General features: G+C 67.7%; 27 protein-coding genes. 14 read left to right on the top strand and 13 right to left on the bottom strand.

Annotated features, from left to right (window positions below; all coding sequences use genetic code 11):
• The first annotated feature begins 25 nt into the window (after nucleotides 1-25).
• From sodN to mctP, 3 genes are all read left to right on the top strand, one after another.
• Complete coding sequence (sodN, locus tag DR843_RS02535; protein ID WP_109683961.1) at nucleotides 26-427, top strand: superoxide dismutase, Ni; 402 nt, start codon at nucleotides 26-28, stop codon at nucleotides 425-427.
• A gap of 195 nt (nucleotides 428-622) precedes the next feature.
• Nucleotides 623-934 (top strand): DUF3311 domain-containing protein, encoded by a 312-nt coding sequence (locus tag DR843_RS02530; protein WP_109683960.1) that lies wholly within the window; start codon nucleotides 623-625, stop codon nucleotides 932-934.
• Entirely contained in the window at nucleotides 931-2,625 is a 1,695-nt protein-coding gene (gene mctP / locus DR843_RS02525; RefSeq protein ID WP_245933953.1) for a monocarboxylate uptake permease MctP, read from the top strand. Before DR843_RS02530 ends, mctP begins: the two co-directional genes overlap by 4 nt.
• Nucleotides 2,626-2,636: 11 nt before the next feature.
• On the opposite strand, the gene DR843_RS02520 is transcribed toward mctP, so the two are convergent.
• Together DR843_RS02520 and DR843_RS20745 are read right to left on the bottom strand one after the other, a co-directional pair.
• Nucleotides 2,637-3,923 carry an HD-GYP domain-containing protein gene (locus DR843_RS02520; RefSeq protein WP_109683959.1) on the bottom strand — a complete coding sequence of 429 codons (1,287 nt, stop codon included), beginning with the start codon at nucleotides 3,921-3,923 and terminating at the stop codon, nucleotides 2,637-2,639.
• A complete protein-coding gene (locus DR843_RS20745; RefSeq protein ID WP_146202465.1) occupies nucleotides 3,920-5,317 on the bottom strand; it encodes an HD-GYP domain-containing protein in 1,398 nt (465 codons plus the stop codon). The genes DR843_RS02520 and DR843_RS20745 overlap by 4 nt, the downstream gene beginning before the upstream one ends.
• A 427-nt stretch (nucleotides 5,318-5,744) precedes the next feature.
• On the opposite strand from DR843_RS20745, the gene DR843_RS20900 reads away from it, so the two are divergent.
• Nucleotides 5,745-5,819, top strand: coding sequence for a 50S ribosomal protein bL37 (locus tag DR843_RS20900; RefSeq protein WP_370670760.1), 75 nt, complete (start codon nucleotides 5,745-5,747; stop codon nucleotides 5,817-5,819).
• Between the two features lie 65 nt (nucleotides 5,820-5,884).
• On the opposite strand, the gene rsrA is transcribed toward DR843_RS20900, so the two are convergent.
• Both rsrA and DR843_RS02505 read right to left on the bottom strand, forming a co-directional pair.
• Nucleotides 5,885-6,172: a mycothiol system anti-sigma-R factor gene (gene rsrA / locus DR843_RS02510; protein WP_109683957.1), complete on the bottom strand. Its 288-nt coding sequence runs from the start codon at nucleotides 6,170-6,172 to the stop codon at nucleotides 5,885-5,887.
• Entirely contained in the window at nucleotides 6,169-6,846 is a 678-nt protein-coding gene (locus DR843_RS02505) for a sigma-70 family RNA polymerase sigma factor (RefSeq protein ID WP_170119727.1), read from the bottom strand. The genes rsrA and DR843_RS02505 overlap by 4 nt, the downstream gene beginning before the upstream one ends.
• A gap of 136 nt (nucleotides 6,847-6,982) precedes the next feature.
• Here DR843_RS02505 and DR843_RS02500 point away from each other — a divergent pair, with 136 nt between their 5' ends.
• Nucleotides 6,983-7,531 carry a ferritin gene (locus DR843_RS02500; RefSeq protein ID WP_109683955.1) on the top strand — a complete coding sequence of 183 codons (549 nt, stop codon included), beginning with the start codon at nucleotides 6,983-6,985 and terminating at the stop codon, nucleotides 7,529-7,531.
• Here DR843_RS02500 and DR843_RS02495 read toward each other — a convergent pair.
• Nucleotides 7,499-8,122, bottom strand: coding sequence for an alpha/beta hydrolase family protein (locus DR843_RS02495; RefSeq protein WP_109683954.1), 624 nt, complete (start codon nucleotides 8,120-8,122; stop codon nucleotides 7,499-7,501). The genes DR843_RS02500 and DR843_RS02495 overlap by 33 nt on opposite strands.
• Nucleotides 8,119-8,937 (bottom strand): SOS response-associated peptidase, encoded by an 819-nt coding sequence (locus DR843_RS02490; protein WP_109683953.1) that lies wholly within the window; start codon nucleotides 8,935-8,937, stop codon nucleotides 8,119-8,121. The genes DR843_RS02495 and DR843_RS02490 overlap by 4 nt, the downstream gene beginning before the upstream one ends.
• A 45-nt stretch (nucleotides 8,938-8,982) precedes the next feature.
• On the opposite strand from DR843_RS02490, the gene aroA reads away from it, so the two are divergent.
• From aroA to DR843_RS02455, 6 genes are all read left to right on the top strand, one after another.
• Nucleotides 8,983-10,281, top strand: coding sequence for a 3-phosphoshikimate 1-carboxyvinyltransferase (gene aroA, locus DR843_RS02485; protein WP_245933952.1), 1,299 nt, complete (start codon nucleotides 8,983-8,985; stop codon nucleotides 10,279-10,281).
• Between the two features lie 4 nt (nucleotides 10,282-10,285).
• Nucleotides 10,286-11,314 (top strand): ribosome small subunit-dependent GTPase A, encoded by a 1,029-nt coding sequence (gene rsgA / locus DR843_RS02480; RefSeq protein ID WP_109683951.1) that lies wholly within the window; start codon nucleotides 10,286-10,288, stop codon nucleotides 11,312-11,314.
• A gap of 3 nt (nucleotides 11,315-11,317) precedes the next feature.
• The gene (locus DR843_RS02475) at nucleotides 11,318-13,051 is read left to right on the top strand and encodes an FUSC family protein (protein ID WP_109683950.1); all 1,734 of its coding nucleotides are present in this window, start codon (nucleotides 11,318-11,320) and stop codon (nucleotides 13,049-13,051) included.
• Between the two features lie 25 nt (nucleotides 13,052-13,076).
• Entirely contained in the window at nucleotides 13,077-13,871 is a 795-nt protein-coding gene (gene hisN / locus DR843_RS02470) for a histidinol-phosphatase (RefSeq protein ID WP_109683949.1), read from the top strand.
• An 80-nt stretch (nucleotides 13,872-13,951) separates the two neighbouring features.
• On the top strand, nucleotides 13,952-15,295 hold the full coding sequence (gene gabT, locus DR843_RS02465; RefSeq protein ID WP_109683948.1) for a 4-aminobutyrate--2-oxoglutarate transaminase: 1,344 nt from the start codon (nucleotides 13,952-13,954) through the stop codon (nucleotides 15,293-15,295).
• Nucleotides 15,296-15,944: 649 nt separating this feature from the next.
• Nucleotides 15,945-16,943 carry an HNH endonuclease signature motif containing protein gene (locus DR843_RS02455; RefSeq protein ID WP_109683946.1) on the top strand — a complete coding sequence of 333 codons (999 nt, stop codon included), beginning with the start codon at nucleotides 15,945-15,947 and terminating at the stop codon, nucleotides 16,941-16,943.
• Nucleotides 16,944-16,969: 26 nt separating this feature from the next.
• On the opposite strand, the gene DR843_RS02450 is transcribed toward DR843_RS02455, so the two are convergent.
• Together DR843_RS02450 and DR843_RS02445 are read right to left on the bottom strand one after the other, a co-directional pair.
• Nucleotides 16,970-18,289, bottom strand: coding sequence for a M16 family metallopeptidase (locus tag DR843_RS02450; protein ID WP_245933951.1), 1,320 nt, complete (start codon nucleotides 18,287-18,289; stop codon nucleotides 16,970-16,972).
• Nucleotides 18,286-19,551, bottom strand: a complete 1,266-nt coding sequence (locus DR843_RS02445; protein ID WP_109683944.1) for a M16 family metallopeptidase — start codon at nucleotides 19,549-19,551, stop codon at nucleotides 18,286-18,288. The genes DR843_RS02450 and DR843_RS02445 overlap by 4 nt, the downstream gene beginning before the upstream one ends.
• 119 nt (nucleotides 19,552-19,670) lie before the next feature.
• On the opposite strand from DR843_RS02445, the gene DR843_RS02440 reads away from it, so the two are divergent.
• On the top strand, nucleotides 19,671-19,895 hold the full coding sequence (locus DR843_RS02440; protein ID WP_109683943.1) for a hypothetical protein: 225 nt from the start codon (nucleotides 19,671-19,673) through the stop codon (nucleotides 19,893-19,895).
• A 5-nt stretch (nucleotides 19,896-19,900) separates the two neighbouring features.
• Here DR843_RS02440 and DR843_RS02435 read toward each other — a convergent pair whose 3' ends face one another.
• Nucleotides 19,901-21,361, bottom strand: coding sequence for an NAD(P)/FAD-dependent oxidoreductase (locus DR843_RS02435; RefSeq protein ID WP_109683942.1), 1,461 nt, complete (start codon nucleotides 21,359-21,361; stop codon nucleotides 19,901-19,903).
• Nucleotides 21,362-21,576: 215 nt separating this feature from the next.
• On the opposite strand from DR843_RS02435, the gene DR843_RS02430 reads away from it, so the two are divergent.
• Nucleotides 21,577-22,200, top strand: coding sequence for an FHA domain-containing protein (locus DR843_RS02430; protein ID WP_109683941.1), 624 nt, complete (start codon nucleotides 21,577-21,579; stop codon nucleotides 22,198-22,200).
• Between the two features lie 6 nt (nucleotides 22,201-22,206).
• Here DR843_RS02430 and smpB read toward each other — a convergent pair whose 3' ends face one another.
• The 4 genes from smpB to ftsE are packed head-to-tail and all read right to left on the bottom strand — an operon-like array spanning nucleotide 22,207 to nucleotide 25,664.
• Complete coding sequence (smpB, locus tag DR843_RS02425) at nucleotides 22,207-22,686, bottom strand: SsrA-binding protein SmpB (RefSeq protein ID WP_109683940.1); 480 nt, start codon at nucleotides 22,684-22,686, stop codon at nucleotides 22,207-22,209.
• Nucleotides 22,687-22,726: 40 nt separating this feature from the next.
• Nucleotides 22,727-24,043 (bottom strand): M23 family metallopeptidase, encoded by a 1,317-nt coding sequence (locus DR843_RS02420; protein ID WP_109683939.1) that lies wholly within the window; start codon nucleotides 24,041-24,043, stop codon nucleotides 22,727-22,729.
• Nucleotides 24,040-24,957: a permease-like cell division protein FtsX gene (gene ftsX / locus DR843_RS02415; RefSeq protein WP_109683938.1), complete on the bottom strand. Its 918-nt coding sequence runs from the start codon at nucleotides 24,955-24,957 to the stop codon at nucleotides 24,040-24,042. Before ftsX ends, DR843_RS02420 begins: the two co-directional genes overlap by 4 nt.
• The gene (gene ftsE, locus DR843_RS02410) at nucleotides 24,957-25,664 is read right to left on the bottom strand and encodes a cell division ATP-binding protein FtsE (protein ID WP_109683937.1); all 708 of its coding nucleotides are present in this window, start codon (nucleotides 25,662-25,664) and stop codon (nucleotides 24,957-24,959) included. The genes ftsX and ftsE overlap by 1 nt, the downstream gene beginning before the upstream one ends.
• A gap of 148 nt (nucleotides 25,665-25,812) precedes the next feature.
• Between ftsE and prfB the strand changes: the two genes are divergently transcribed.
• Nucleotides 25,813-26,919, top strand: a complete 1,107-nt coding sequence (gene prfB, locus DR843_RS02405) for a peptide chain release factor 2 (RefSeq protein ID WP_109683936.1) — start codon at nucleotides 25,813-25,815, stop codon at nucleotides 26,917-26,919.
• Nucleotides 26,920-26,922: the final 3 nt, after the last annotated feature.

Here is a 26,922-nt window from a genome sequence, read left to right as displayed (position 1 = left end):
ATCCGAGCCAACGAAAGGACGCCACATGCTTCGCAAGCTGTTCGCCCCCACCATCGAGGTCAGCGCTCACTGCGACCTGCCGTGCGGGGTGTACGACCCGGCCCAGGCCAAGATCGAGGCCCAGTCCATCAAGGGCATCTGCGAGAAGGCGGAGGGCAATGACGAGCCCGACTTCCGCACCCGCGCCCTGATCATCAAGGAGCAGCGCTCCGAGCTGGTCAAGCACCACCTGTGGGTGCTGTGGACCGACTACTTCAAGCCGCCGCACTTCGAGAAGTACCCGCAGCTGCACACCCTGATCAACGAGGCCACCAAACTCGCGGGCGCCTCCGGCACCAAGGGTTCGCTCGACGTGGCGGTCGCCGACCAGCTGCTGGCCAAGATCGACGAGATCGCGGACATCTTCTGGGAGACCAAGAAGGCCTGAGTCACAGCACCTCACGAGAACCGCCGCCGGCCCCGCCGGCGGCGGTTTTCGTTGGCTCGACGGCATTCTTCGAATAGCTATCTAAAACACCGGCCGGGTTGAACCACGTGACGCCGGTCACGCGCTAGCTTGATCGATGGCCGCGGACCTCAGCGCGGTCGAGAGCCAGTGTCCACCGTCGGAGGGAGCCCCACCATGTCTGAATCCGAACCGGTAGCAACCAGACCCGATCCGAACGCCGCACCACCGGCCCGGCGCGATCTGCAGATCCTCATGGCGATCTTCTTGATCATCCCGCTGCTCGCCCTCATCCCCGTCGGCTGGTACTCGAGGGAGGATCCGAAGCTCGGTAGCTTCCCGTTCTTCTTCTGGTACCAGATGCTGTGGGTCTTCCTCACCGCGATCTGCACCTCGATCGCCTACGCGTTGTCCAAGAAGGCCCGTCCGCGGCAACCGATCGCCGAACGCACCCTCGGCGCAGATGACCACCAGGCGGGTGAACTGTGAATACCCTTGTCGCAGCAGCGAATCCGTCAGAGCCCAACACCGGCATCAACGGCGTTGCCCTCGCCATCCTGATCTTGTTCTTCGTCGTCGTGACGGTCATGGGATTCCTCGCCGCCCGCTGGCGGCGCGGTGACCATCTGGACTCCCTGGACGAATGGGGCCTGGGCGGAAGGTCATTCGGCACCTGGATCACCTGGTTCCTGATCGGCGGGGATATCTACACGGCGTACACCTTCATCGCCGTGCCGGCGGCGATGTTCGCGACCGGTGTCGTCGGCGGCTTCTTCTCGATCCCGTACACGATCGTCCTCTACCCGATGATCTTCTGGTTCATGTCTCGGTTGTGGTCGGTCAGCCATCGGCACGGTTACGTGACGTCGGCCGACTTCGTCCGCGGGCGCTACGGATCACGCGGGTTGTCCCTCGCCATCGCGATCACCGGCTTCGTTGCGACGATGCCCTACATTGCGCTGCAGTTGGTCGGTATCCAGGCGGTCCTGGAAGTCCTTGGCGTCGGCGGCGGCGGCAACTGGTTCGTGCGGGACCTGCCGTTGTTCATCGCGTTCCTCGTGCTGGCGGCCTACACCTACTCCAGCGGTCTGCGGGCGCCGGCGATCATCGCCTTCGTCAAGGACATCCTCATCTATCTGGTCGTCATCGTGGCGATCGTCTGGTTGCCCAGCAAGATCGGCGGTTGGGATCACATCTTCTCCTCGGCCGAGACGAAGATGAACGCACCGAGCAAGGCCGACCCGAGCAAACCCACCGGAACCTTCCTGGTGCCGCCGGCGCAGAACTGGGCCTACGTGACACTGGCGTTCGGCTCGGCGATGGCGCTGTTCATGTACCCCCACTCGGTCACCGCGGCCCTGTCCTCCAAGAGCCGCAACACGATTCGCAAGAACGCGGCGATCCTGCCCGCCTACTCCTTCGTCCTGGCCCTGCTGGCCCTGCTCGGCTGGGTCGCCATCGCCGCCAAGACCAAGCCGATCGGTCTGGACGGTAAGGCCAATCCGCAGTTGGCGATCCCGCAGCTGTTCGAGGACCAGTTCCCCAGTTGGTTCGCCGGTATCGCGTTCGCCGCGATCGCGATCGGTGCCCTGGTCCCCGCCGCGATCATGTCGATCGCCGCAGCGAACACCTTCACCCGCAACATCTACAAGGAGTGGATCAAGCCCGACGCGACCGCGGCACAGGAAGCGAAGGTCTCCAAGTTGGTGTCCCTCATCGTGAAGATCTTCGCGGTCGCCTTCGTCCTGGGCATGGACAAGCAGAACGCGATCAACCTGCAGTTGCTCGGTGGTATCTGGATCCTGCAGACGTTCCCGACCATCGTGGCCGGTCTGTTCACCCGGTGGTTCCACCGCTGGGCGCTGCTGGCCGGTTGGGCGGTCGGGATGGGCTACGGCACCTGGAAGGCGTACGGCGTGGCAAGTGCTGCCACAGACCACTTCGGCGGATCGACGGCGATCATGCCGATCATCGGCAAACTGGGCTACATCGGACTGACGGCCATCGTGCTGAACTTCCTCGTGGCCGCCGTCCTGACGCTGATCTTCCGGGCCACCAACGTCCCGGACGGCAAGGACTCGACCGTTCCGGCGGATTACTTCGCCGACAGCGACGATCCCAAGGTGCGCGCCTACGACCCCGACCCGTTCCCGGACGAGGCCGCACCCGGCCGCGCCTGACCTGGCCGAACTCAGTGCTGTGGCACCTCGCCACCGAGTTCGGTCAGCAGCGCATCGATGACCTGTGGGTCGTACTCGTAGCCGAGGCCGAGGTAGAGCCGCTCGACCGCCAGCGCGTGCCGACCCGGCTCACCGGCCAGGTGGTCGACATAGGCGTTGCAGACCTTGATGATCCGGCTGCCCAACGGAATCTGCGCGCCCTCGATGACCTCCATGTGGTACGGCGTGGCCTGCTCGTCCAGCAGGGTGGCCACCGACTCCATTCGGCCGGTTCGACGCACGATGCCCGCCCCCGCGGCAGCGATGGAGCGCTGGTCCAACGGTGCCGCCTCGGTCGTCGCGCCGTCCGGGATGGGTCGGTCCAACGACACCTGGCCGATGTCGTGCAGCAGGGCCGCATCCTCCAGCACGATCAGCTGCCGCGCGCTGAGCCCCAGCCGCATCCCGACCAACCGGCACAGTTGCGCCACCTGCCGGGAGTGCCCGGCCCGGTTGTACCCCGCGACCTCGGTCAGTCGGGCGAGCGCCGCGACCGTTTGCCGGCGGGTCGCCCGCTGACGTTCTTGCTGATGGATCGCGAACCGCATCAGCACCAACGGGAACGCAACCAGCGGCGCCGCCAACAATCCCAGCGCGCTTGTGCCGAAGGCGATGGCCACCGCCGACCCGGCGCAGGCGGCCCCTACCGGGACCTGCACGAGCACCGTGTCGGTCAGCACCATGCCGGCCTTGTCCGGACGGGCGGCCAGCAGCAGCACGATCAGCCACAGCAGACCCGGCGCGGCGGCGCAGGCGAGCATGATCAGCATCGACTGCCAGGTGTAGACGCCGCGGCTCGGAACAGCATCGAACGCCAACCCTGCGATCGCCGCCGAGATCAGGATCGCGCAGCGGACCGGCCACCGGACGCGGACGACGCCCACCCATCGGGCCAGGACCGCCCCCGCCGCCAGGCCGAGCGCGACAGTCAGCAGGATCGGCCCGTTGCCGTGGCCGACCCGGTGAACCGTGGCGTGTTGCAGCGAGCCCAGCGATGGCCACAGCACGACCATCGGCAGCGCCAGGGAGACCGCGAGACTCACCGGCGCGATCACGACACCCGCACCAGGCAGACGTACGTCGAGCAGGCCACCGAGCGCGATCCAGAGGGCGAATCCGCCCAGTAGTTCCAGGTCCGCCGTCGACAGGCCGGCCGTGTTGTGCGCGACGGAGATGATCGACCACAACACCACCGCAGCGGCGGCAACCAGCAGCCCGATCCGGACGGCGTATTCCCGGTTGCGTACGAAAGCCCTCACCGCCCGACCACCCTCGACGGCTCGATCCGTTTGCGTGGCAGGCGGTCCAGTGCGTCGGCGATGGCTTCAGAAGCGGCCGGCAGATCGTGGTCGAAGCCCGCTTGGGCAACGACCCGGTCATCGTCCTCCGGCGGCAACGAGCCCACGACGGCGTCGAATGCGGCCACGCACCCCGGGTCGAGCTGGCTGCCGGCCAGCTCCCACATGACCGGGACGGCTGCCGCCAGATCCCCGCCCAGATCGACAGAGACGGCGTAACCGGTGGCGGCGACCGCGACGATGCGCGCCAGTAACGGGATGGAGGAACCCGCGAGCCGGTCGGGGTATCCACGACCGTCCCAGCGTTCGTGATGGTGCAGGATCGCGGTCGCGGACGGGTTGAGGAAGTCGATGCCCTCGACCATCCGCACACCGCGCTCGGGATGCGACAGCAACCGCTCGATATCCGAGCCCGCCAGGTCGATCCGCTTCGTCGTGCCGGGGAACTGGCGCACGGCGTGCCGCGTCCGGTCCGGGCTGGCCAGGCCGACGTCATGCAACCAGGCAGCGAATCGCAGCGACTCCACCTCGTCGTCGGACAGCCCGACGTGCTCGCCCATCGCAATGGCGATTGCGGCGATCCGGGCGCCCCGCCCTTCCAACACCGGGTCGCGGGCCTCCAGAGCGGCGACGAGGGTCTCGACGGTGCGTTGCTGGGTGCGCTGCTCGGCGGCCTGCTCGCGAAAGGACCACTGGGCCAGCAGGAGCGGGCCGGCCATCAGCACGATGGTCGCGGCGCCGAGACCCACCGGTGCCCAGAGCACGGCGATCACGAAGCCGACCAGCCCGTAACCCAGATACCGCAACCACGATCCCCGGACCATGTCGGTGAGGGTCCGGCGCAGGTTGGCCGGCGAGGTCAGCACGATCATCCCGGCCAGAAGCGCCATGTTCAGCACGAACAGCAGGACGATCGCCGCGATCAGCGGTAGCAGTCCGTGCACCAACAGCCACAGCGGCGACTGGACGCGAGTGCTGAGGACCTGGCCACCGACCAGTCCGTAGGCGCACGCGGCGACGACGCTCGCCAAGCCGGTCATCCCGCCGTTGAATGCGCGGGCGATGGGACGCCAGTGCACCGGGCTCAGCATGGTGCCAAGACCGCCGACGACCAGCGCACCCCATGGGCCGAGCAGAGCGATGGCGGCAGCGATCAGGATCGAGGTGACCGAGATGGTCGCGGCGCTGCGCCATTTGGAGGTGTTCCACTGGGCCAGCACGGCCAACGCCAACAGCGTGGCGGTGGGTAACGGATCCGGTGGATCAACCCGCCCGACCGCCAGAATCACCATCACAGCCGCCAGCGTCAGATATATCCCGGTGACGTAGGCGCGTCGGGGCGCGAAAAAACGCACGGACCAGCCCCAAGGGCCGGTCCGTGCAGCTGAGGAACTACCCGTTGTCAGAGCACCCTCAGGCGTCAGGGTCCCACGTAGCGACGTGCGGGTGCACCATCGCTGCGCCCCCGCCGAACCACCCGGACCACGTGGAGAACCACGATGCAAGATGTAGACCCATATCGATCTTCCTTTCCAACCACTCGAAGCGACGCCCCCAGCGCCCCGCCTACTACGTGAGTAGACGGTGGTGTATCCGCGCGGACCGCGGATACCACTACTCCTATAGTGACAGAACTCCTCCCCTTGCGGGTGGGTAGACAATACGAAAATTCACACTCTCTTTACCAAAGGTGCACTATTATTCGCCTCCGACGAGCCGATTGGGTGCAACGGGTCCCCCTGTGACACCATGGTGGATCCGGTCCTCGTGAAGGAGACAGCAATGAGCAAGCGCGCCCGCAAGCGTCGCAGCCGCAAGGGCAAGGCCGCCAACCACGGCCGCAAGCCCAACGCCTGAGACTCTGCATCAGCGAGAAAGCCCCCGGCCGGAGCCGGGGGCTTTCTCATGCTCGCGGGACCGTTTCAGTCCAGTTCGGTCACTGTGGTCACCGTGGTGGAGCGGAAGGTCTGACCGTCACTGGCGAAGGTGCTGATCCGGGTGAGGATCTGGGCCCGCAGGGTGCTGGGCGCTTCCTCGCACTGGCACGATCGACGTACCAGAGCCTTGAGCAGGGCGTCCCGCTCGTATTCGCTCAGGCAGGACGGACACTCGACCAAATGCGACTTGAGCTGCTCGCACTCCCCGGCGGACAGTTCGCCGTCGACGTAGGCGTCGAGCAACTGGTAGAGCTCCGCGCAATCGCCGCTCACGACCGGGCCTCCTCGTCACGCACGAACCCACGCTCCCGCGCGTAGTCCTCCAGCAGCTCGCGCAACTGGCGCCGACCCCGGTGCAACCGGGACATCACGGTGCCGATCGGGGTGTCCATGATCTCGGCGATCTCCTTATAGGAGAAGCCTTCGACGTCGGCGAGGTAGACCGCCAACCGGAAGTCCTCGGGCACCTGCTGCAGCGCCGCCTTCACGTCACTATCCGGCAGGTGGTCCAGCGCCTCGGTCTCGGCCGAACGCAGTCCGGACGAGGAGTGCGACGCGGCCCGGTGCAACTGGTAGTCCTCCACCTCGGCGGCATCGGACTGTTGCGGCTCGCGCTGCTTCTTGCGGTAGGTGTTGATGTAGGTGTTGGTCAGGATCCGGTAGAGCCAGGCCTTGAGGTTGGTGCCCGGCTTGTACTGGTGGAACGCGGCGAACGCCTTCGCGAACGTCTCCTGCACCAGGTCCTCGGCGTCGGTGGGGTTGCGCGTCGTGCGCAGGGCGGCGCTGTAGAGCTGGTCAAGGTAGGGCATCGCGTCCCGCTCGAAGCGCTCGATGCGCTCCGCCGGAGTTTCGGCGGCAACGTCCAGTCCGGCCGGGTCGTGCACGACGGCCTCGTCCGGAAGTTGCTCCTGCGGCGCGTGCGCCGGCTGCTGATCCGTGTGAGTCATTGCCTTCCAGGGTAGTCGGGTCCCGGTACGGGCCACCTGCGGCGTTCGGGTTGCAACCAGCATGTGAGCAGTAACGCCGGGCGGCGGGTCGGCATTCCACGGGATCGGCACCACCCCTACGGATACCCTCACGGCTATGACCTCCGACACGACCTCTGGTTTCCGCGATCTGCTCACCCAGCAGATCCGCCACGAATTCACCGCCAGCCAGCAGTACATCGCGATCGCCGTCTGGTTCGACGACAAGGATCTGCCCCGACTGGCCGCGCACTTCTACGCGCAGTCGGTCGAGGAGCGCAACCACGCGATGATGATCGTGCAGTACGTCCTGGACCGCGACTGGCCGGTGAGCATCCCCGGTGTCGATGAGGTCAAGAACGACTTCGCCTCGATCACCGAGCCGATCGCGTTGGCCCTGGCCCAGGAGAAGACCGTCACCGACCAGATCGAGGCGATCTTCCGGGCCGCCCGCGACGCCGGCGACGTGCTCGGCGAGCAGTTCATGCTGTGGTTCCTCAAGGAGCAGGTCGAGGAGGTCGCCTCGATGAACACGCTGCTGACCGTCGCCGAACGCTGCAAGGACGAATCCGACTGGTTCCAGATCGAGGAGCACCTCGCGCGCGAAACCGTCGGGGACGGTGGCGCCGACGCCTCAGCCCCCGAAGCTGCCGGCGGCGCCCTCTAGCCAACCTCGAACGGCGGTGACCACGTCCTGCGGATCCTTGGTGAAGCCGTGGTCGCCGCGAGCGGGGCGTACGGTCGCGTTGGGTACTGCGGCACCGACCTCGTGCGGCGTGCCGAACGGGTCCCGCTCGCCCTGCACGACCAAGAGCGGTACGCCGACCTGCAGCCCTTCGTGGGCCCTGGACTTTTCGGGGTGGCCGGGTGGGTGCAGTGGGAACGCGAGCGCCAGCACACCGTCCGTGCCGGTGGCCGCAGCGGTCCGGCAGGCGACGCGGGCTCCGGCTGATCGACCGCCGGTGATCCACGGCCCGGTGAGGCGCCGGCGCCCGTCGTGCAACGCCGCGATGACCGGAATCCACGCTGCGTCAAGGGTTTTCGGCGCTGGAGCGACCTTCTTGCCGGCCACCCGCCACGGTTGCTCGACCAGCACGTAGTTCCAGCCGTCGTCGACCAGAGCTTTCAACGCCACGAGATCCGGTGCGTCGACGCCACCACCGGCGCCATGACTGAGGACGACTGTTCCTCGCGGCCGTGCTGCTCGGTGCAGGTGGGCGCGGGCCGGACCGACCGGGGTCGCGATCTGCGTGGTCACTCCAGCACCTCCCCCGTCTGCGGATCCACCACGCCATGCAACTGCGAGCGCGGAACCGCTTCGATCAGCCCGGGCCCGTTACTGCGGGATGAGGACACCGCGGTGCTCACCGGCCACGCCTCGAACCGGCCGGTGGGCTGGGAGTTGAGCACTCGGCGTACGTCATCGGGATCGGTCACGGCCGGGTCCAGCCAGGTCGCCCAGTCGTCGCGGTCCAGCACCACCGGTTGGCGGTCATGTATCCGGTCCAGGCCGGGCTCGGCGGCGGTGGTGATGATGGTGAAGCTGACCAGCCAGGCGTCCGGGTCGTCGTCGGCGAGCGCACGGTCGCGCCAGAACTCGTACAAGCCGGCGAACGCCAGCAGGTCCTCATCGGCCCGGCGGGTGAAGAACGGCTGTTTGCGCGGCTTGCCCTTGGCGTCGGTCTGCGTCGGACTCGCCTGCCACTCATACCAACCCGTCGCGGGCACCAAACAGCGACGGGCGCTGGCGGCCTTGGCGTAGGCGCCCTTGTCGAAGAGCGTCTCGGCGCGCGCGTTGATCATCCGATAAGCGGTCTTGGTGTCCTTGGCCCAACTCGGCACCAAGCCCCAGGTGAGCATCCGTAGTTGCCGCACGGGCGCATCGTCGACGTTGCGGGTCAGCACAACGGGTGCCTCCTTGGTCGGCGCCATGTTGTAGTCCGGCGCCCCGACCGGTGGCTCCTGCGGACGACTGAGGACCGAGCGGGTGCGCTCACCGCTGCGGTCGGCTTCGATCTCCATCCGCTCCACGAGGTCCTCGGGATGGAAGCTCGCCGCATAGCGCCCGCACATAGGACAAGAATGCCGCTGTCGGCGCACGCGACTAACCTGGGGCGGGTGAATGCGACGCATCTGCTCACCGACGGTGACTGGGCCGCACCGCGCGCCGGTGGCCCCCTGGATGCGCGGGTGCGGGTCCCCGGCAGCAAGTCCCTCACCAACCGCTTCCTGGTGCTCGCCGCGCTCGCGGGCGATGAGTCGGTGCTGCGGCACCCGCTGCGCTCGCGGGACACCGTGCTGATGGTGGATGCGCTGCGCGCCCTCGGTGCGCAGATCACCGACGCCCCTGAGGACTACGGGCACGACGCGTGGCTGGTGCGGCCGCAGCCGGTCACCGGTGGCGCGCAGATCGACTGCGGCCTGGCCGGGACGGTGATGCGGTTCGTGCCGCCGGTCGCCGCGCTGGCCGACGGGACGGTGCGCTTCGATGGCGACGAGGGTGCGCGCCGGCGGCCGATGCGCCCGGTGGTGCAGGCGCTGCGCGATCTCGGCGTCGACGTCGAAGGTGACAACCTGCCGATCACCTTGCACGGCAACGGTTCTGTGCGTGGCGGCACCGTCCGCATCGATGCCTCCGGCTCCTCACAGTTCGTGTCCGCGCTGCTGCTGGCCGGTGCCCGCTACGACGAGGGCATCACCGTCGTGCACGAGGGCAAGCCCCTGCCGTCGCTGCCGCACATCGCGATGACCGTCGAGGTGTTGCGCGACGCCGGAGTGCTGGTCGATGACAGCGAGGCCAACACCTGGCGGATCGAACCGGCCGAGATCAGCGCTCTCGACGTCGAGATCGAGCCCGATCTGTCCAACGCGGCACCCTTCCTGGCTGCGGCCATGGTGGCCGGTGGCAGCGTGACCATTCCGGGATGGCCGCACGTGACGACCCAGGGCGGGGACCACCTGCGCGACATCCTGGACATGATGGGCGCCGAGGTGCAGCAGACCCGCGACGGGCTGACCGTCGCGGGCACCGGGGAGATCCTCGGAGTCGATCTGGACCTGCACGAAGCCAGTGAGTTGACCCCGGTCATCGCCGCGCTGGCGACGTTGGCCGACTCCCCCACCCATCTGCGCGGTGTCGCCCACATCCGCAGCCACGAGACCGACCGCCTGGCGGCATTGAGCACCGAGATCAACCGCCTCGGGGGCAATGCCACCGAGACCGAGGACGGCCTGGTCATCCGGCCCGCTCCGTTGCACGGCGGGCTGTTCCGGACCTACGCCGACCACCGGATGGTGATGGCCGCCGCGGTGATCGGGCTGGCCGTGCCCGGTGTGGTGATCGAGAACATCGCCACCGTCGGCAAGACCATGCCGGAGTTCCCGGCCCTGTGGACACAGATGCTCGGGGCGGCCTGAGCCGGTGCCGCCGCGCTACGACTACGACGAGAGCGACATCCGGGTGCGCCCCGGGCGTCGCGGCAGCCGGCCCCGCACCAAGGACCGTCCAGCCCACCTCGACGCCGTCATCGCGATGGTCGTCGGGGTCGACCGCGGCCGCTGGACCTGTTTGTACGACGACCGCACCGTGATCGCGATGCGCGCCCGGGAGCTCGGCCGCACCAGCATCGTCGTCGGTGACCGGGTCGCCCTGGTCGGCGACACCAGTGGCGATGACGGCTCCCTGGCGCGGATCGTGCGGGTGGAACCCCGCACCACGATGCTGCGCCGGACCGCCGATGACACCGACCCCGTCGAGCGGCCCATCGTCGCGAACGCCGATCAGTTGGCCATCGTGACCGCGATCGCCGACCCGACCCCACGGCCACGGATGATCGATCGTTGTCTGGTCGCGGCGTACGACGCGGGGATGGATCCGTTGCTCGTGCTGACCAAAGCCGACCTGGGCGACCCGAGCGCGTTCCTGCAGGAGTACGTCGCCCTCGATGTCCCGTACGTCGTGACCAACCTGCGCGTGGATCCCCCTACCGGGGTGGACCAGTTGCGATCCCTTCTGGACGGACGGGTGACGGTGCTGGTCGGCCACTCCGGCGTGGGGAAGTCGACTCTGGTCAATGACCTTGTCCCCCAGGCCGATCGGGCCACCGGACATGTCAACGAGGTCACCGGCCGCGGTCGACACACCTCGACCTCCACCTCCGCGCTGCCGCTGCCCGGCGGCGGCTGGGTGATCGATACCCCCGGGGTGCGGTCCTTCGGCCTGGCGCACGTCGACCCGACCCGGATCATCGAGCACTTCCCCGACCTGGCCGCCGGCACCGCCGACTGCCCCCGCGGCTGCACCCATGACGAAGCGGACTGCGGGTTGGATGCGTGGGTTGCGCAGGGCCATGCGGGACCCTCCGGCCCGGCGCGGTTGGCGTCGTTGCGGCGGCTGCTGCGCTCGCGCCTGGGCACCCCGGATCCGGACGAGGCGCCGGCGGAGAACTGACTCGTGGATTGGGCTCTTCCGGACAACGTCAGCCGCAACCTGATGACCTTCACCCAGGTGAAGAAGGCCCCGGGCCGGTGGAAGTTCGCGCTGTCGGCCACGATCTGCACGGCGGTCGCCGTCATCACGGTCTCCAGTTTCGCCGGGCTCAAGGTGGGTCTGCTGGGCACGACCGGTGCGTTCATCGGACTGGTCGCGCCCGACCGGCCGCCCCGAGCGCGGATCCCGATCCTGACCGGCATGATCGCGTTCTACGTCGTGGCGATCACCATCGGCGCCCTGACCGGGGGCATCCCGGTGCTGCTGACGGTCAGCCTGACAGCGATCGCGATGATCGCCGTGCTGGGCTACAACACGTTGGTCGCGGACCCGCCCGGGGCGATGTTCCTGATTCTCGGGCCAGCCATCGCGTCGTACGTCGGGCAGCGTCTGCCGCTGCACGAGATCGTGCTCGTGTGTGGCGGTGCGGCCGTCGTCGCCTGCGCCGTTTCCTTGCTCATCACCGTGATTCGCGGTGTCCACCCCGAGCGCGATGCCGTGCAGGTGGCGCAGGAGTCCGTCGACGCCTACCTCGCGGCCGGTCCGGACACCAGCGCTCGGGACCTGGGCACCCTGCGCGACGAGGCGTACACCGCGGTGATCAGCGGCGGCATCGTCCTGGAGGACGCTGTCGGTCGTGAGCCGCGCCGTAAGGAATGGCGCCGCCTCAACGCCAGCCTGCGCCGGATGCACGTGGCACTCGTGCGGCGGATCCTGCAACGCTCGATTCCGCAGGCCAAGGTCGCTGTCCGCACGATGGAGCAGCGCCGCTACCTGGGCCGACCCAAGACGCAGTACCTCGTGCGGTGGGGGTTCTCCCGCTCCTCGCTGCCCTGGCTCGCCGCCCGGCGGATCGGCGCCGCCATTTTGTTGACCTGCGTCATCGCCTACGGACTGCACGTGGAGCAGCCCTATTGGGCGGTGATGACGACCGCCCTGGTGATGTCGCTGAACACCGACCGGCTGTCCCTGACCCATCGGGCCGCGCAACGCCTGGCCGGCACGATTGTCGGCATCCTGCTGTTCTTCGGTGTGCACGCGCTGCATCCCGATGAGTACGTCACGTTCGCGATCGTCCTGCTGTGCGTGTTCCTGGTGCAGTGGACGGCGGCGATCAACTACGCGATCGCGGCGATGTTCGTGACCCCAATGGCCCTGCTGATCACCAGCACCTCCAGACCGACGGCAAACATCGACACGCTGGTCCGTGACCGGATCCTCGACACCGCCATCGGCGCCTTCGCCTCGATCGTGGTCATCTGGCTGACCGGGCGGCGAGCTCCGATCATGTTGGCGCGCAGACAGTTCCGTCGGGGCCTGCGGTCCCTGGAGCGGGTGCTCGTGCTGGCCTCGTCCGGTCGATGGGCCACCGACGCCGGTTTCGAAGCCCGGCGGGATCTGGCCTTCGAGCAGTTGCAATGCGCGCACATCCTGTCCCTGGCCCAGACCGACCTGCCGACGCAGATGAAGGACTGGGATCTGGTCGAGCGGCAGTTCAACGAGGCGACCTACCTGGTGCTGGCGGCGTGCTGGACCGACGACCCGCGCCGCTATCTGCGGCTGGACAAGATGGCGGCTGCGCTCCAGCAGATCTTCGCCGACCTACCGCCGATCAACACTCGTCAGATCGACGCGGTCGCCCTCGCTGACCGACTACGAGCGATGTTGCGAATCGGCCTGTCCCGACCCGCCCGGTGAGGTGCGGGGCACTACGGTCAGGTGCGTGACGACGTACGACGATGATCTGCGGCTGGCCCACGTCCTCGCCGACGCGGTCGAGCCCATCACGCTGGACCGGTTCCGCGCGCAGGACCTGAAGGTCGAGACCAAACCCGACCTGTCGCCGGTCAGCGACGCCGACCTGGAGGTCGAGCGGGTGATCCGCGCGCAACTGGGCCGGGTCCGCGGGCGGGACTCGGTGCGCGGTGAGGAGTTCGGCACCGAGGGCAGCGCGGCACGGCAGTGGATCATCGACCCGATCGACGGCACCAAGAACTACGTCCGGGGCGTCCCGGTGTGGGCGACGCTGATCGCGCTGGTCGAAGACGGCGTGCCGGTGGTGGGCGTCGTCGCGGCACCAGCGCTGGGTTCGCGCTGGTGGGCGGCCGCAGGCACCGGGGCGCGGGCCGGGCGCTCGTTGTCCTCCTCCCGACCGATCCACGTATCCGCGGTGTCGTCGCTCAGCGACGCTTCGTTGTCCTATTCCAGCCTGCACGGCTGGGCCGAACTGGGCCGCCAGGACCACTTCGCCGACCTGCTGGACGTCTGCTGGCGCAGCCGGGCGTACGGCGATTTCTGGTCCTACATGCTGGTCGCCGAGGGGGCCGTCGACGTGGCGGCCGAGCCGGAACTGGCTGTCCACGACATGGCCGCTCTGGTGCCGATCGTGCAGGAGGCCGGCGGCCGGTTCACCGGGTTGACCGGGGTCGACGGGTGCTGGAGCGGCAACGCGGTGGCCAGCAACGGGTTGCTGCACGACGAGGTGCTGCGGACCCTGGGCACTGAGATTGCGAGCTAGTTCGAAATCGAAATGACTGCGGTGGCAGACTGTTAGTACCCCGACTCTCCGGGACCAGACTTGGCACGACAGGAGCCGCCATGAGCACGACCGTCAGCACCGAACTGCCCCAGCGCCGCGAACTGCGCACCCCGCTGCCGGGTCCGCGCTCGCAGGAACTGGCGCAGCGCCGTACCGCCGCGGTTGCGGCAGGCGTCAGCTCCACGATGCCGGTGTTCGTCGCCCGGGCCGGCGGCGGCGTCATCGAGGACGTCGACGGCAACCTGTTGATCGACCTGGGGTCCGGCATCGCGGTGACCACCGTTGGCAACAGTGACCCGCGCGTGGTGGCCGGCGTGCAGCAGCAGGTCGCGGACTTCACACACACCTGCTTCATGATCAGCCCCTACGAGGGATACGTCGCGGTGGCCGAGAAGCTGTCCGAGTTGACACCTGGCGACCACGCGAAGAAGTCCGCGCTCTTCAACTCCGGCGCCGAAGCCGTTGAGAACGCGATCAAGATCGCCCGACACGCGACCGGCCGGACCGCAGTCGTGGCCGCCGACCACGCCTACCACGGCCGCACCAACCTGACGATGGCGCTCACGGCGAAGGCGATGCCCTACAAGAAGGGGTTCGGGCCGTTCGCCTCCGACATCTACCGGGTCCCGGCGTCCTACCCGCTGCGCGACCCGGCCGGAATGACCGGCGCGGAGGCTGCGGCGCGCTCCATTGCGATCGCGGAGAAGACGGTTGGCGCCGACCAGATCGCTGCCTTCATCATCGAGCCACTGCAGGGCGAGGGCGGTTTCATCGTGCCGGCGCCTGGCTACCTGGCCGCGATGGCTACGTGGTGTCGTGACAATGGGATCGTCTTCATCGCCGATGAGGTGCAGAGCGGATTCGCCCGCACCGGAACGTGGTTCATGAGCGAGCAGGAAGGCATCGTCCCCGACCTGGTGACGACCGCCAAGGGCATCGCCGGTGGCCTACCACTGGCAGCGGTGACGGGGCGCGCGGAGTTGATGGACGCCGTACACGCCGGGGGCCTCGGTGGCACGTACGGCGGGAACCCGGTCGCGTGCGCCGCCGCTCTGGGCGCGATCGAGACCATGGCGGCCGACGGTCTGCTGGCCAAGGCGCAGCACATCGAAGAGGTGGCTTCCGCCCGGTTGCGGGAGATCCAGTCGGCCCATCCGCAGATCGGTGACATCCGCGGCCGGGGTGCCATGTTGGCGATCGAGATCGTCCAGCCGGGCGGGATCGAGCCGGATGCCGCGCTGACGGGTGCGGTCGCGAAGTTCTGCCACGAGCGCGGCGTCGTCGTGCTGACCTGCGGCACCTTCGGCAACGTGATCCGGTTGCTGCCGCCGCTGGTGATCGGCGACGACCTGCTGCTGGAGGGTCTCGGCGTGTTGGCTGAGGCGTTCGACGAACTGGCCTGAGCCGCAGCCTTTTCCACAGCTGCGGCCGACCGTCGCTGCGTACTGCGTGGTTATCCACACCGGCTGATTTCCTCCTGTCGACTGTCGGTGCTCCGCACTAGCGTTGGAGCATCCAAGTCGGGTTTCTCGTGGGGACGGGAAAGGGGGTGGGGTCGATGGGCGTCACTGGCGATGGCACTGGCACTGTCGCTGTCGCTGTCACAGAGCGGGTTTCGTGGGCGGACGGTGTCGCCGGCGTCCACGCTGCGGTGGACGCGTTGACCGCGTGCCGCGCCACCGGCACCGACCTGGGCAGCGACTCCTCGGTGACCGATGCGGAGTTGCGGGCACTGAGTGCCTCGCTGTCCCGGGCGAAAGCCCGGATCGACGCCGCCTTGATGGTGTTGGCCCGCGGGTTACACGACCGGGACACCGCCCGGGCGGTCGGTGCGACCAGCACCGGGCAACTGTTGGCGGCGGATTTCGGTGGCGACCGCCGCGAAGGCAACGCCCTGGTCCGCACCGCCGTGCACTTGTCCAACACCCCCATCGTCGAAGACGCGTTAGCTGAGGGTCGAGTGAATCGGGAACAAGCCGGGATCATCGCCAAAGCCCTCACCCACCTCCCCGTCGCCGTGGCCCGGAGGACCGGGTCCGGGCCCAAGAATCGCTGCTCGATGCGGCCCGGTTGTTGTCGATCCAGGACCTGGGCCGCGCCGCGACCCGCGCCGCCGACGCCTTCAAGACCCCGGCCGCCGCGGACGAGCACGAAGAGAACCAACTACAAACCCGGGAACGCCGCGCCGCCCGAGCGAGCAGGTTCTGGATGCGCGACAACCGCGACGGCACCCACCGCGGCGGGTTCACCGTCCCCGACACCGAAGCCGAAATGCTCCGCACCGCCGTCGAAGCGATGTCCGCGCCCCGCCGCTACCACCTAGAAGACACCGAACCAGCCGAACCGGCTGAATCAGGTGAGCCGGGTGAGTCGAGGGATGCTGGGTTGCCGTCGGACCAGGCGCACCGCCAAGGCCGCGCGTTCGCCACGATCTGCTCCCACCTGCCCGCCGATGCGCTACCCAACGCCGGCGGCATCAGCGCCGTGCTCACCGTGAACGTCGACTACGACACGATCACCAGCCAACTGGGTCCCGGCACGTTACCCTCCGGGGCCCGGATCTCCGCCAGCAAAGCACGGGAAATTGGCTGCGGGGCCGGGATCCTGCCCCAAATCCTCGGCGGCAAGTCACTGCCCCTGGACCTGGGCCAAACGCAACGGTTCTTCAACACCACCCAACGCCGCGCCCTGGCCCTGCGAGACCGAGGCTGCGCCTACCCCGGCTGCGACCGCCCACCCCCATGGTGCGAAGGCCACCACTGGCGAAACCCCTGGACACCCCACAACCCCGAGGACCCCCATGGCGGCACTGATCTGGACAACGGGTGCCTGCTATGCGCCCACCACCACCGCCTCGTGCACGACCGCAACTTCCAGATCCGCGAACGCCACGACCACCTGGAATTCCTGGTACCACCAGTGATCGGACAGAAAACCAGAACCGGGTACGGCGGCGACCTCTTCACCCCCGACAACCCACCCGGCACACTCCGATGGCAACGCAACTACCACTGGTCAGCACACACCCCACCCGACCCCGAAAGTGGCTGAGGCGTTCGACGAACTGGCCTGAGCCGTCAGTTCACGACGGTGACCGAGCCGCGACCGAGTGCCTCGACGGCGGCGGCGTGTTCAGTGGCGTCCCCCACCAGCACGATGCTGCGGGGGGTGTCGCGCCACAACGACCATGCAGCGCCCACCTCGTCAGCGGTCAGGGTCGGTAGCTGGGCCAGGTAGTCGGTGACGTAATCGGTTCCGAGACCGAACAAGGCCAGACCGGCCGCTTCGTCGGCGACCACATCGGCGGTTGCGTATCGTCCGGGTGCGGTCCGGGCGACGTAATCGGCGCCGTGACGAACCTCGTCGGCACTGAATTCCGTTGCGCCATCGAGGATTCCGAGCAGCAGATCCAGCGCGTCCGCGGTGACATCGGCGCGCACCGAGCCGGACACCAGGAAGGTTCCGTCGTCCTTGCGCGGTCGGAAGCCAGCCCGGATGCCGTAGGTGTACCCCTTCTCCTCCCGCAGCACCGCGTCGATGCGCGCCGTCGGAGCTCCCCCGAGCACGAAGCCGAGGACCGGGTACGGCGCCCAGGGGACGTTGCGCGCGGGACCCGCCTGACCGACGTACAACTCGGTCTGCACCGACCCGGGACGGTCAACGAAGACGATCCGCGCCCGGTCGGCGGCCAACTCGTCCGGTGTGGATGGCGCTGGGACGCTCGATGGCGACCACGCTCCGAACGTGCTGGTCAACGCCTCGCGTGGATCATCCAGGTCCCCGGCCAGAATCAGCGTGGCCTCCTGCGGTGACAGGTACCGATAGAAGTCGCGGCAGTGGTCCGGGGTGATCGCCCCGACCGACTCCGCGCTGCCTGCGGTCGGTCGTGAGGCGCGACTCTGCGGCGTGTAGTACGTCTTGACCCACTCCAGCGCCGCACGGCTTCCTGGGTTCGCCAGCTGGTGGTCGATCTCGGCAATGCGTTGCCGCACATGGCGATTCACTTCGTTCTCGTCGAAGGCCGGCTGGCTCAGGAACTCCGTCAGTAGTTCCCAGCCGAGGTGCAACCCGCGGGCCGTCGACTCGGTGTCCAGGGTGAGACCGTTCTGCCCGAACGACGCCCCGTAGGCGACCCCGTGTCGCTCGAGGAGTTCGGCCAGCTCGTCCGCCGAGTGGGCAGTGGTGCCCTCATCCAGGGTGCGGCTGACGATCGTCGCCACGCCTTCGACCGAGCGCGGCTCGGCCGACAACGGCACGGGTACGACGACCCGCGTCGAGATCACCTTCTGCCCCGGGCGGTGGTAGAGCAGCACCCGCAACCCGTTGGGCAGGTGGAAGCGCTCCGGGACCGGGAACGCCCACGGCTTCGGCGGGGCCACCGTCGGACGGGTACTCACGCCTTCACCTCGTAGGTCACAACCGCTCGGGATTCCGGCCGCAACCATTGCGCCGCGACCCGGGCAATGTCGGCCGACGTCACGCGCGCGACGCGGTCCAGGTAGGTGTTGATGAAGTCCGGGTCGTCGTACAGCAAGGTGTATTGGCTCAGCAGGTCAGCGCGCTCATCCTGCGCGGCCAGGGACTGCAACCACCAGCGCTCGGTGTCGGCCAGCAACACCTCCATCTCGACGTCGGTCGGTGGTCGCTGCACCAGACCCGCCAACTCCGCCACCAGGGCCGCCTCCAGCGTTTCGAGGGTGACCCCGTCGGCCGCATCGAACGTGAAGTAGCCAAGGGACACCCCGGCGGCCAGGCCCATGACCGAGCGTCCTACGTGGGTGGCTTCCTGCGTGCCGCGGACAACCCGCCGATAGAGCCGGGAGGTCGCGCCGCCGGCCAGCACGTCGAAGGCCAACTCGGCGACCAGGAAGTCGGGGTCCTCGGCGGACGGCAGCCGGAACGCGGCGTAGAGCCGGTTCTCGGGCACCTGCTCCACCCGCTGCAACCGCACCGGCGACTCCAGCGGTGCGAGCGGCGGCACCGGCCGATCAGCGACGTCCACCGGTGCCAGACCGCCGAAGTAGCGCTCCGCCGCGGCAAATCCGTCGTCCTCGCTGAGGTCGCCGACCAGGGTCAGAACCGTGTTGTTGGGTGCGTAGTGCGCCCGGAAGAAGTCGTGAACGTCCTGCAGTGAGGCCGCGTCCAGATCCGCCATCGAACCGATCGTCGGATGCTGGTAGGGGTGGCCGTCGGGGAACACCGTCGCATAGATATCGACCAGGTCGTTGCCGTAGGGCCGGTTGTCGTACCGCTGCCGCTTCTCCTCCTTGACCACGTCCCGCTGGTTGTCCAGACACTCCTGGGTCACCGCGTCCAGCAGTCCACCGTGCCGGTCGGCCTCCAGCCACAGGGCCAGCTCATAGGCGCCGGTGGGGACCGTCTCGAAGTAGTTGGTGCGGTCGAACCAGGTCGTCGCGTTCAACCGGGCGCCCTGGGCCAGGAGGGTTTCGAAGTGCTCCCCTTCGGCGACGTTGCGTGAGCCCTGGAACATCAGGTGCTCGAAGAGATGGGCGAAACCGGTGTGCCCCGGCTCCTCGTGACGGGACCCGACCCCGACCCACAGGTTCACCGAGACGGTGGGCACGGAGCGGTCGGAACTGACGACGACGCGCAGCCCGTTGGCCAGTTCACGTACGGCGATCGGATAGTCCAGCGGCATGCCGACACCTTAGGCGTGCCGCTGTGCCCCGCCACATTCAGGCGCGGTTCAGCTAGCTGCGCCATGGTGCACGCGAGCGTCACACTCCCGACGCCGTACCGCTGAAAGGAACAATTCCGATGGCTGTTTCCGTGGACCTCGCCAAAGCCCTCGACAAGGCATACGAAGACAAGACGCTCGAGGAAATCCTGGACGCCCCGGTGGACGCGCTTGCGGGGCTGACCCCCAAGCACGCCGAGGCGCTGCAGGAACTCCTGGGCATCACCTCGATCCGTGACCTGGGCTCCAACAAGTACTTCGCCACCGCCGGAGTGCTGGTAGCCCTGGCCAATCGCGCGGGCTGACGCGGTCAGGCCCCCGGGCGAGCGCCGTACGCCTGAGGTACGACGTCGTCCGGGGCGTCCGGATCGGTCAGCGGGCGCCCGTCCTCCGTCGTGGCCCGGCGCGGCAGATCCGCCGACGGGGTGAAGCTGTCCCCGAGTTTGTGGATCGCCAGGCGCCCGTAGATCTGCTGCTCGGTGCTGGTCCGCTCGCCGCGGGCTCGACCCAGGAACGACACCAGCCAGTGGAAGAACGTCGTGAACTGGCTCTTGAACCCAATGATGTAGAACAGGTGGACGGCCAGCCACATCAACCAGGCCAGGAAGCCCGACAGCCGCAGCTTGCCCACCGACGCCACCGCGCTGAACCGGGAGATGGTGGCCATCGAGCCCTTGTCCTTGTAGTGGAACTGCTCATCGGTCGGTTTGCCGTTCAGCCGGTTCTTCACCTGCTTGGCCGCGAACCGGCCACCTTGGATGGCCACCTGCGCAACACCGGGGAGCTTGTCCAGCGACATCATGTCGCCAACGACGAAGATCTCCGGGTGCCCGGGCAACGTCAGGTTCGGGTTCACCGAGATCCGTCCCGCGCGGTCCACTTCGGCGCCGGTCTGGTCACCGAGGATCTTGCCCAACGGGCTGGCCTGCACCCCGGCCGCCCACACCTTGCACAGCGCGATGATGCGCCGCCGGCTGCCGTCGGAGTCCTCCACGTTGATCCCGTTGGCGTCCACGTCGATGACCTTGGCGCCCAACTGCACGTCGACGCCGAGTTGCTCCAGCTTCTTCTGCGCCTTGCCGCCGAGCCGGTCACCGAACGCGGGCAGCACCTGGGGCGCCGCGTCCAGCAGGATCACCTTGGTGTCCTTGGGGTTGATGTAGCGGAAATCCTTGGCGATCGTGCGCCGCGACAGTTCGGCGATCTGCCCGGCCATCTCCACACCGGTCGGACCGGCACCCACGACCACAAAGGTCATCAACCGCGGCACGTCGTCGTGGTAGCCGCCGCTAGCGGCCAACTCCGCCAGTTCGAAGGAGCCGAAGATCCGGCCCCGCAGCTCCAGGGCGTCGTCGATGCTCTTCATCCCGGGGGCGTACCGCGCGTACTCGTCGTGGCCGAAGTAGGACTGTCCGGCACCGGCGGCCACGATCAACGTGTCGTAGTCGTAGGTGTTGGTGGTGTCCAACGCATCGGCGGTGACGACCCGGCGCTCGACGTCGATGTCCCGCACGTGTCCGAACAACACCGTGACGTTGCGCTTGTGCGACAACACGTCCCGGGTCGAGGGCGCGATCACTCCCTCGGACAGGATGCCCGTGGCCACCTGGTAGAGCAGCGGCTGGAACAAGTGGTGGGTCGTGCTGGAGATCAACAGGACGTCGACGTCAAGGCGCGCCAGCTTGCGAGCGGCGAACAGTCCGCCGAAGCCGGATCCGATGATCACGACACGGTGACGGCCGTTGTGGGTCGAGCCAGTCTGGTCAGGCATGGTCCCTCTGCACTCTGGTCCGGGAACAATGGTCGAAGAGGCTAGTCTGCCGTACGGCCACCACGACCGTAACCGTCGCTCGTGCGCTGCGCGCCACATTGTTTAACGCTTGGGATGCGTAAAGGTCCTGGTCAGGGGCGAAGCTCCGGGACCAAGACCTTCAGCGCAGCCCACTAGAGTGGCCAGCACTGTGACGAATCCCGCATGGAGCATCGATGAACCAGTCTGAAGCCCGTCCCGCGACGCCGATCTCCTGGGGCGATGCACCGCAATCGGCCCACCAGGCCACCTGGCAGGGGCCGCCCGCAAAGCGTCCCGCCACGCCCGTGGGTGATCCGGTCTCCGGACCCAGGCACGCGGCGTACGTCGAGCCGGCACCGGACGCGCCCTCCCCGGAGTACGCCGAGCCCTGGGTGAAGGACGGCACCGCGCACACCGCCGACGAGGTCCACCAGGTGTGGACCGAGCACCGCACCAGCCCGGAGGAACTGTCTGGCGAACCGGCAGCCACCCCCGCGCCCGCGGCCACCGCACCAGCCGCCACCGCGCCCGCCGCTCCGGCGGCGCCGCCCGCACCCGAGCCGGCCAGCGACGACGACAGCCTCACCTTGGGCCGGGCGCGGTCGAACTCGATCGTGCTGGACGACATGCTCGTCTCCCGGCACCACGCCCGGATCAGTGCCGATGACCAAGGCCTGATCATCGAGGATCTCGGCAGCCGGAACGGCACCTTCGTCAACGGCCGCCGGGTGCAGACCACGCGGCTGCACGAGGGCGACCGGATCGGTATCGGTGCGTCGACCTTCGAGGTGCGCGACGGGTGGCTGGTCAGCGCCTGAGCCAGGTCAGCCCGTACCACGCTTCAGGCGTACTGACATCGCTCGCTGGGCCTCGCGGTTGTCCTGCCGCTCACGCAGTGTCTGCCGCTTGTCGTGCAGTTTCTTACCCTTGGCGACCGCGAGTTCGACCTTGGCGCGACCGTCGACGAAGTACAGGGCCAACGGAATCAACGTGTGCCCTGACTCCCGCGAGGCGACGACCAGTTTGTCGATCTGATGGCGGTGCAGCAGCAGCTTGCGCCGACGCCGGGCCGCGTGATTGGTCCACGTGCCCTGGAGGTACTCGGGGATGTACACGTTCTCCAGCCACAGCTCGCCGTCCCGCTCACTGGCGAATCCGTCCACCAGGGACGCCCGGCCCATCCGCAGGCTCTTGACCTCGGTGCCCATCAGAACCAGACCCGCCTCGACGGTGTCCTCGATGAGGAAGTCGTGACGGGCCTTCTTGTTCTGTGCGATCACCTTGCGACCGCTCTCCTTGGCCATACCGGCCAGTCTACGAAGCGACCGCAAATCGATATCCGGCTCAGGTCAGCCAGGTCAGCGGGTTGACCGCCCGCCCGTCCTCCATCACCGCGAAGTGCAGGTGGCAACCGGTGGAGCGCCCCGTCGTACCGGAGTAGCCGATCAACTGGCCCTTCGTGACGCGGACACCGGGTTTGGTGGCAAACCGCGACAAGTGGGCGTACCAGGTGCCGAGGTCGACGCTGCCGACCAGCCCGTGGTCGATGACGACGTGGTTGCCGGCCACCGGGTCATAGGAGGTGCTGATCACGGTCCCCGCCGCCGCGGCGTACACCGGAGTGCCGCAGGGGAACGGGAAATCGTCACCCTCGTGCATCAGCCAGATGTGCAGCACCGGGTTCAGCCGCATCCCGAAGCCGGACCGGATGGTGCTGACCGGCATCGGCGGGGTGAGGAAGAGCCCTGAGGTGTCGCCGCTGCTCTGGGCAGCCGCCTGCTGCCGGGCGTTGGCGGCGGCTTGGGCGCGCAACGACGCGTTCTTGGCCGCAGCGGCCCTGGCAGCGGCAGCCCGGGCCGCGAGCACCTTGGACAGCCGGTCCGACTCGGCCTTCTCCTGCTTGAGGTTGGCCAGCTCGGCGGTCTTCTGCTTCTCCAGGTCCGCCTTCTGCTGGCTCTGGGTCTTCTGCAACGCGACCAGGTCGTTGCGGGCCTTGGTGGCGGCATCACGGGCCGTGTTGGCCCGGGTCAGCGCGTTGTCCGCGTCGATCTTCAACTGGGCGACCCGGCGCTTGGCCGCACTGATCCGGTCCTGGGCTGCCTGCTGCGCCGCTCGCTGGCTGGTCAGGTCCGACAGGACCGAACCCTGTTGGCGCATCACCACGTCGGCCACCGTCAGGTCGGTGCTGTCGTTGGAGGTGAGCAGATTCAAGGTCAGCCCCAGTGAGCCGAGCCCACCGGACATGTAGCTCTGGCGAGCGATACCGCCGACCAGGGCGCGGGTCTTGGTCTGGGCTGCCGCGTTGGCGGAGAGGTCCGCTTTGCCCTGCGCTTCGTTGGCGTCCGCGATCTGCAGCTGCGCGGCGATGTCGCGTTCGTTGTTCTGCGCGGCCACGACCTCTGCCTGCTTGTCCTGCAGGGTCTTCGTCGCCGCGGCCACCTTCGCGTTGGTGGCAGCCAGCTTGTTGTTCGCCGCGATGAGCGCAGCGCTGGTGTCATCCAGGTCATCTTGGAGTTGCGAGATGTGCTGGTCGACCTTGCGCTTCTGCGCGTCGGGGTCATCGGCGTACGCGTGCGTACCCATGGCCAACGTGCCCAACAGCGTCACGGTCACCAGACCCGTTCGCACCGTGCGCATCCCCAGGACCCCTTTGCCCCTCATACCTGAACCTGTCGCCGCAAGGTGATCCACGACGTCACAAACGCCAGTATGAGCGCTCCACCCACCAACCAGGGTGCAATCAGCCACACATCGCGCGTCGTGATGATGCTGATGATGGTTCCGTCGGTCGGGGCCGAGACCAGCTGGCTGACCCCGAAATGCACCATCGCCCAGAGCAATCCGACGGCGAGCCCAGCGCCGACGAGGGCCGCCGCCATCGTCTCGATGATGAACGGCAGCGAAATCGTCGCCTTGGAAGCGCCCACCAGTCGCATGATGTTCACCTGCCGTCGCCTGGTGAACGCGGCCTGCCGGATGGTGGTGCTGATCAACAGGATCGAACACAACACCATGACCACCGCCAGGACTGCGGCGCCGATGCTGATGACGTTCAGCAGTTTGAAGAAGGAGTCGAGCACCTTGGTCTGATCGCTGACCGCTTCGACTCCGGCCATCCCGTCGAACGCCTGCACGATGTCGTCGTACCGCGACGGGTCGGACAGTTTGACCCGGAACGAACTGGGCATCGAATCCACCGTCACCTGCGAGAGGTACGGCGATCCGGCGAACTGCTCCTTGAAGCGGGCGTAGGCGTCCTGCGCGCTTTCGTAGTAGACCTGCTCCACCAACGGCTTCATCGACTCCAGTTGGTGCTTGATCGCCTCCTGCTGGGCAGGGGTCACCGCGCCGTCGGAGCACGAGGCGACGTCGCTGGACTGCGCCGTGCACATGAACACCGACACCTGGACCTTGTCGTACCAGTAGCCCTTGGCCAGATTCACTTCACGCTGGGCCAGCAACCCGGCGCCGAGGAAGAACAACGAGACCATCGCCACCAGGACGACCGAGATGAACATGGAGGCGTTGCGTCGCAGGCCGCTGCCGACCTCGCCGAGGATGAACCGCAACCGCATCAGCGATCGTCCTCCCCCGGCTGGCTCGCGTCGTACCCTCCGGTTTGTTCGTCCCGGACCAGGGTCCCGTCACGCAACTCGATGACCCGCTTGCGCGATTCGTCGACGATGCCGCGTTCATGGGTGGCGACCACGACGGTGGTCCCGGTCTTGTTGATCCGTTGCAACAACCGCATGATCTCCTGGCTGGTTTCCGGATCGAGGTTGCCGGTGGGCTCGTCGGCAAGCAGGATCGGCGGGGCTTTCACCACGGCCCGAGCGATCGCGACGCGCTGCTGCTCACCACCGGACAGTTCATGCGGTAGCCGCTTGGCCTTGTCGGCCAGACCCACCAGTTCCAGCGCCTCGGGCACCTGTTGTTTGATCCGCCGGCGCTTGGCGCCCAGCACCTGCAGCACAAACGCGACGTTCTGCTGAACCGTCTTGCCCTCCAGCAGCCGGAAGTCCTGGAACACCACGCCGATCTCGCGGCGCAGCGCCGGGATGCGTCGTTCCGGCATATCGGCCAGGTTGTAGCCGGCGACCTGGATCCGCCCGTGGGTGGGCGCGACCTCCCGGGTCACCAAGCGCAGCAGGGTCGACTTGCCCGACCCGGACGCGCCGACGACGAACGCGAATTCACCGCGCTCGATCTCCACGCTCACGTCATCAAGCGCAGGAGCCGATGCGGCGTCGTACCGCTTGGTCACATGGTCGAGCAGAATCACGGTGTTAAAGAGCGCTCCGGGTCGCGGTATCGGACAGGTCCGGGACGAACCTACGTTCCCGGTTGCCGCCGAGGGACACGGCACGCCGGGGGCCGCCCAAGTCCTGCGATTCCGCCGGACCGGGCCCAGCGAAGTAACCTGGACAATCGTGGCCGTCGACTTCCCTGAAGAGATCAAGAAACTGCGCACCACGATGGACTCGGTCCGCGAGGTGACGGATCTGGACTCGCTGCGCGCCCGCATCAGCGACCTCGAGGCCAAGTCCGGCGCACCCGACCTGTGGGACGACCCGGAGCATGCCCAGGAGGTGACGTCCGCGCTGTCGCGGGCCAACTCCGAACTCGAGCGCGTCGAGTCGATGGACAGCCGCATCGACGACCTTGAAGTGCTGGTCGAGATGGGCCAGGAGGAGGGCGACGCCGACACCCTGGCCGAGGCGGAAGCCGATCTGGCGACGTTGACCAAGGACGTCGGTGAACTCGAGGTCCGCACCCTGCTGTCCGGTGAGTACGACGAACGCGCCGCCGTGATCACCATCCGCTCCGGCGCCGGCGGGGTGGACGCCGCCGACTTCGCCGAGATGCTGATGCGGATGTACCTGCGCTGGGCCGAGCGGCACGGCTATCCGACGAAAGTCATGGACACGTCGTACGCCGAAGAAGCGGGTCTCAAGAGCGCCACCTTCGAGGTCAACGTGCCCTACGCGTACGGCAATCTGCAGGTGGAGGCGGGCACGCACCGGTTGGTGCGCATCAGCCCGTTCGACAACCAGGGTCGGCGCCAGACCAGCTTCGCCGCCGTCGAGGTGGTGCCGTTGATCGAGTCAACGGACTCGGTGGAGATCCCCGAGAACGAGATCAAGGTCGATGTGTTCCGCTCCTCCGGCCCTGGCGGGCAGAGCGTGAACACCACCGACTCGGCGGTCCGGATGACGCACATCCCCACCGGCATCGTGGTGTCGATGCAGAACGAGAAGAGCCAGATCCAGAACCGCGCGGCGGCCCTTCGGGTGCTGCAGTCCCGACTGTTGTTGCTGCGCAAGGAGCAGGAAGCCGCCGAGAAGAAGGAACTGGCTGGTGACATCAAGGCCAGTTGGGGCGACCAGATGCGGTCCTACGTGCTCAACCCGTACCAGATGGTCAAGGACCTGCGCACCGACCACGAGGTGGGCAACACCGCCGCGGTCCTCGATGGGGACATCGATGGTTTCATCGAAGCCGGGATCCGCTGGAAGCTGTCCGCCGACAAGGAGTAACCG

It is taken from the genome of Branchiibius hedensis (assembly GCF_900108585.1).
Lineage (GTDB): Bacteria > Actinomycetota > Actinomycetes > Actinomycetales > Dermatophilaceae > Branchiibius > Branchiibius hedensis.
This window is presented reverse-complemented; position numbering and strand designations above follow the sequence as displayed.

Bases quoted from the DNA above. Each gene is read 5' to 3' on its own strand.
- DR843_RS02500 (WP_109683955.1), top strand. From the start codon at position 6,983: ATGACCTCCGACACGACCTCTGGTTTCCGCGATCTGCTCACCCAGCAG.
- smpB (WP_109683940.1), bottom strand. From the start codon at position 22,686: ATGGCCAAGGAGAGCGGTCGCAAGGTGATCGCACAGAACAAGAAGGCC.
- DR843_RS02490 (WP_109683953.1), bottom strand. From the start codon at position 8,937: ATGTGCGGGCGCTATGCGGCGAGCTTCCATCCCGAGGACCTCGTGGAG.
- DR843_RS02420 (WP_109683939.1), bottom strand. From the start codon at position 24,043: ATGAGGGGCAAAGGGGTCCTGGGGATGCGCACGGTGCGAACGGGTCTG.
- DR843_RS02445 (WP_109683944.1), bottom strand. From the start codon at position 19,551: ATGCCGCTGGACTATCCGATCGCCGTACGTGAACTGGCCAACGGGCTG.
- DR843_RS02430 (WP_109683941.1), top strand. From the start codon at position 21,577: ATGAACCAGTCTGAAGCCCGTCCCGCGACGCCGATCTCCTGGGGCGAT.
- DR843_RS02435 (WP_109683942.1), bottom strand. From the start codon at position 21,361: ATGCCTGACCAGACTGGCTCGACCCACAACGGCCGTCACCGTGTCGTG.
- gabT (WP_109683948.1), top strand. From the start codon at position 13,952: ATGAGCACGACCGTCAGCACCGAACTGCCCCAGCGCCGCGAACTGCGC.
- ftsX (WP_109683938.1), bottom strand. From the start codon at position 24,957: ATGCGGTTGCGGTTCATCCTCGGCGAGGTCGGCAGCGGCCTGCGACGC.
- DR843_RS02505 (WP_170119727.1), bottom strand. From the start codon at position 6,846: ATGACTCACACGGATCAGCAGCCGGCGCACGCGCCGCAGGAGCAACTT.
- DR843_RS02530 (WP_109683960.1), top strand. From the start codon at position 623: ATGTCTGAATCCGAACCGGTAGCAACCAGACCCGATCCGAACGCCGCA.
- sodN (WP_109683961.1), top strand. From the start codon at position 26: ATGCTTCGCAAGCTGTTCGCCCCCACCATCGAGGTCAGCGCTCACTGC.
- DR843_RS02440 (WP_109683943.1), top strand. From the start codon at position 19,671: ATGGCTGTTTCCGTGGACCTCGCCAAAGCCCTCGACAAGGCATACGAA.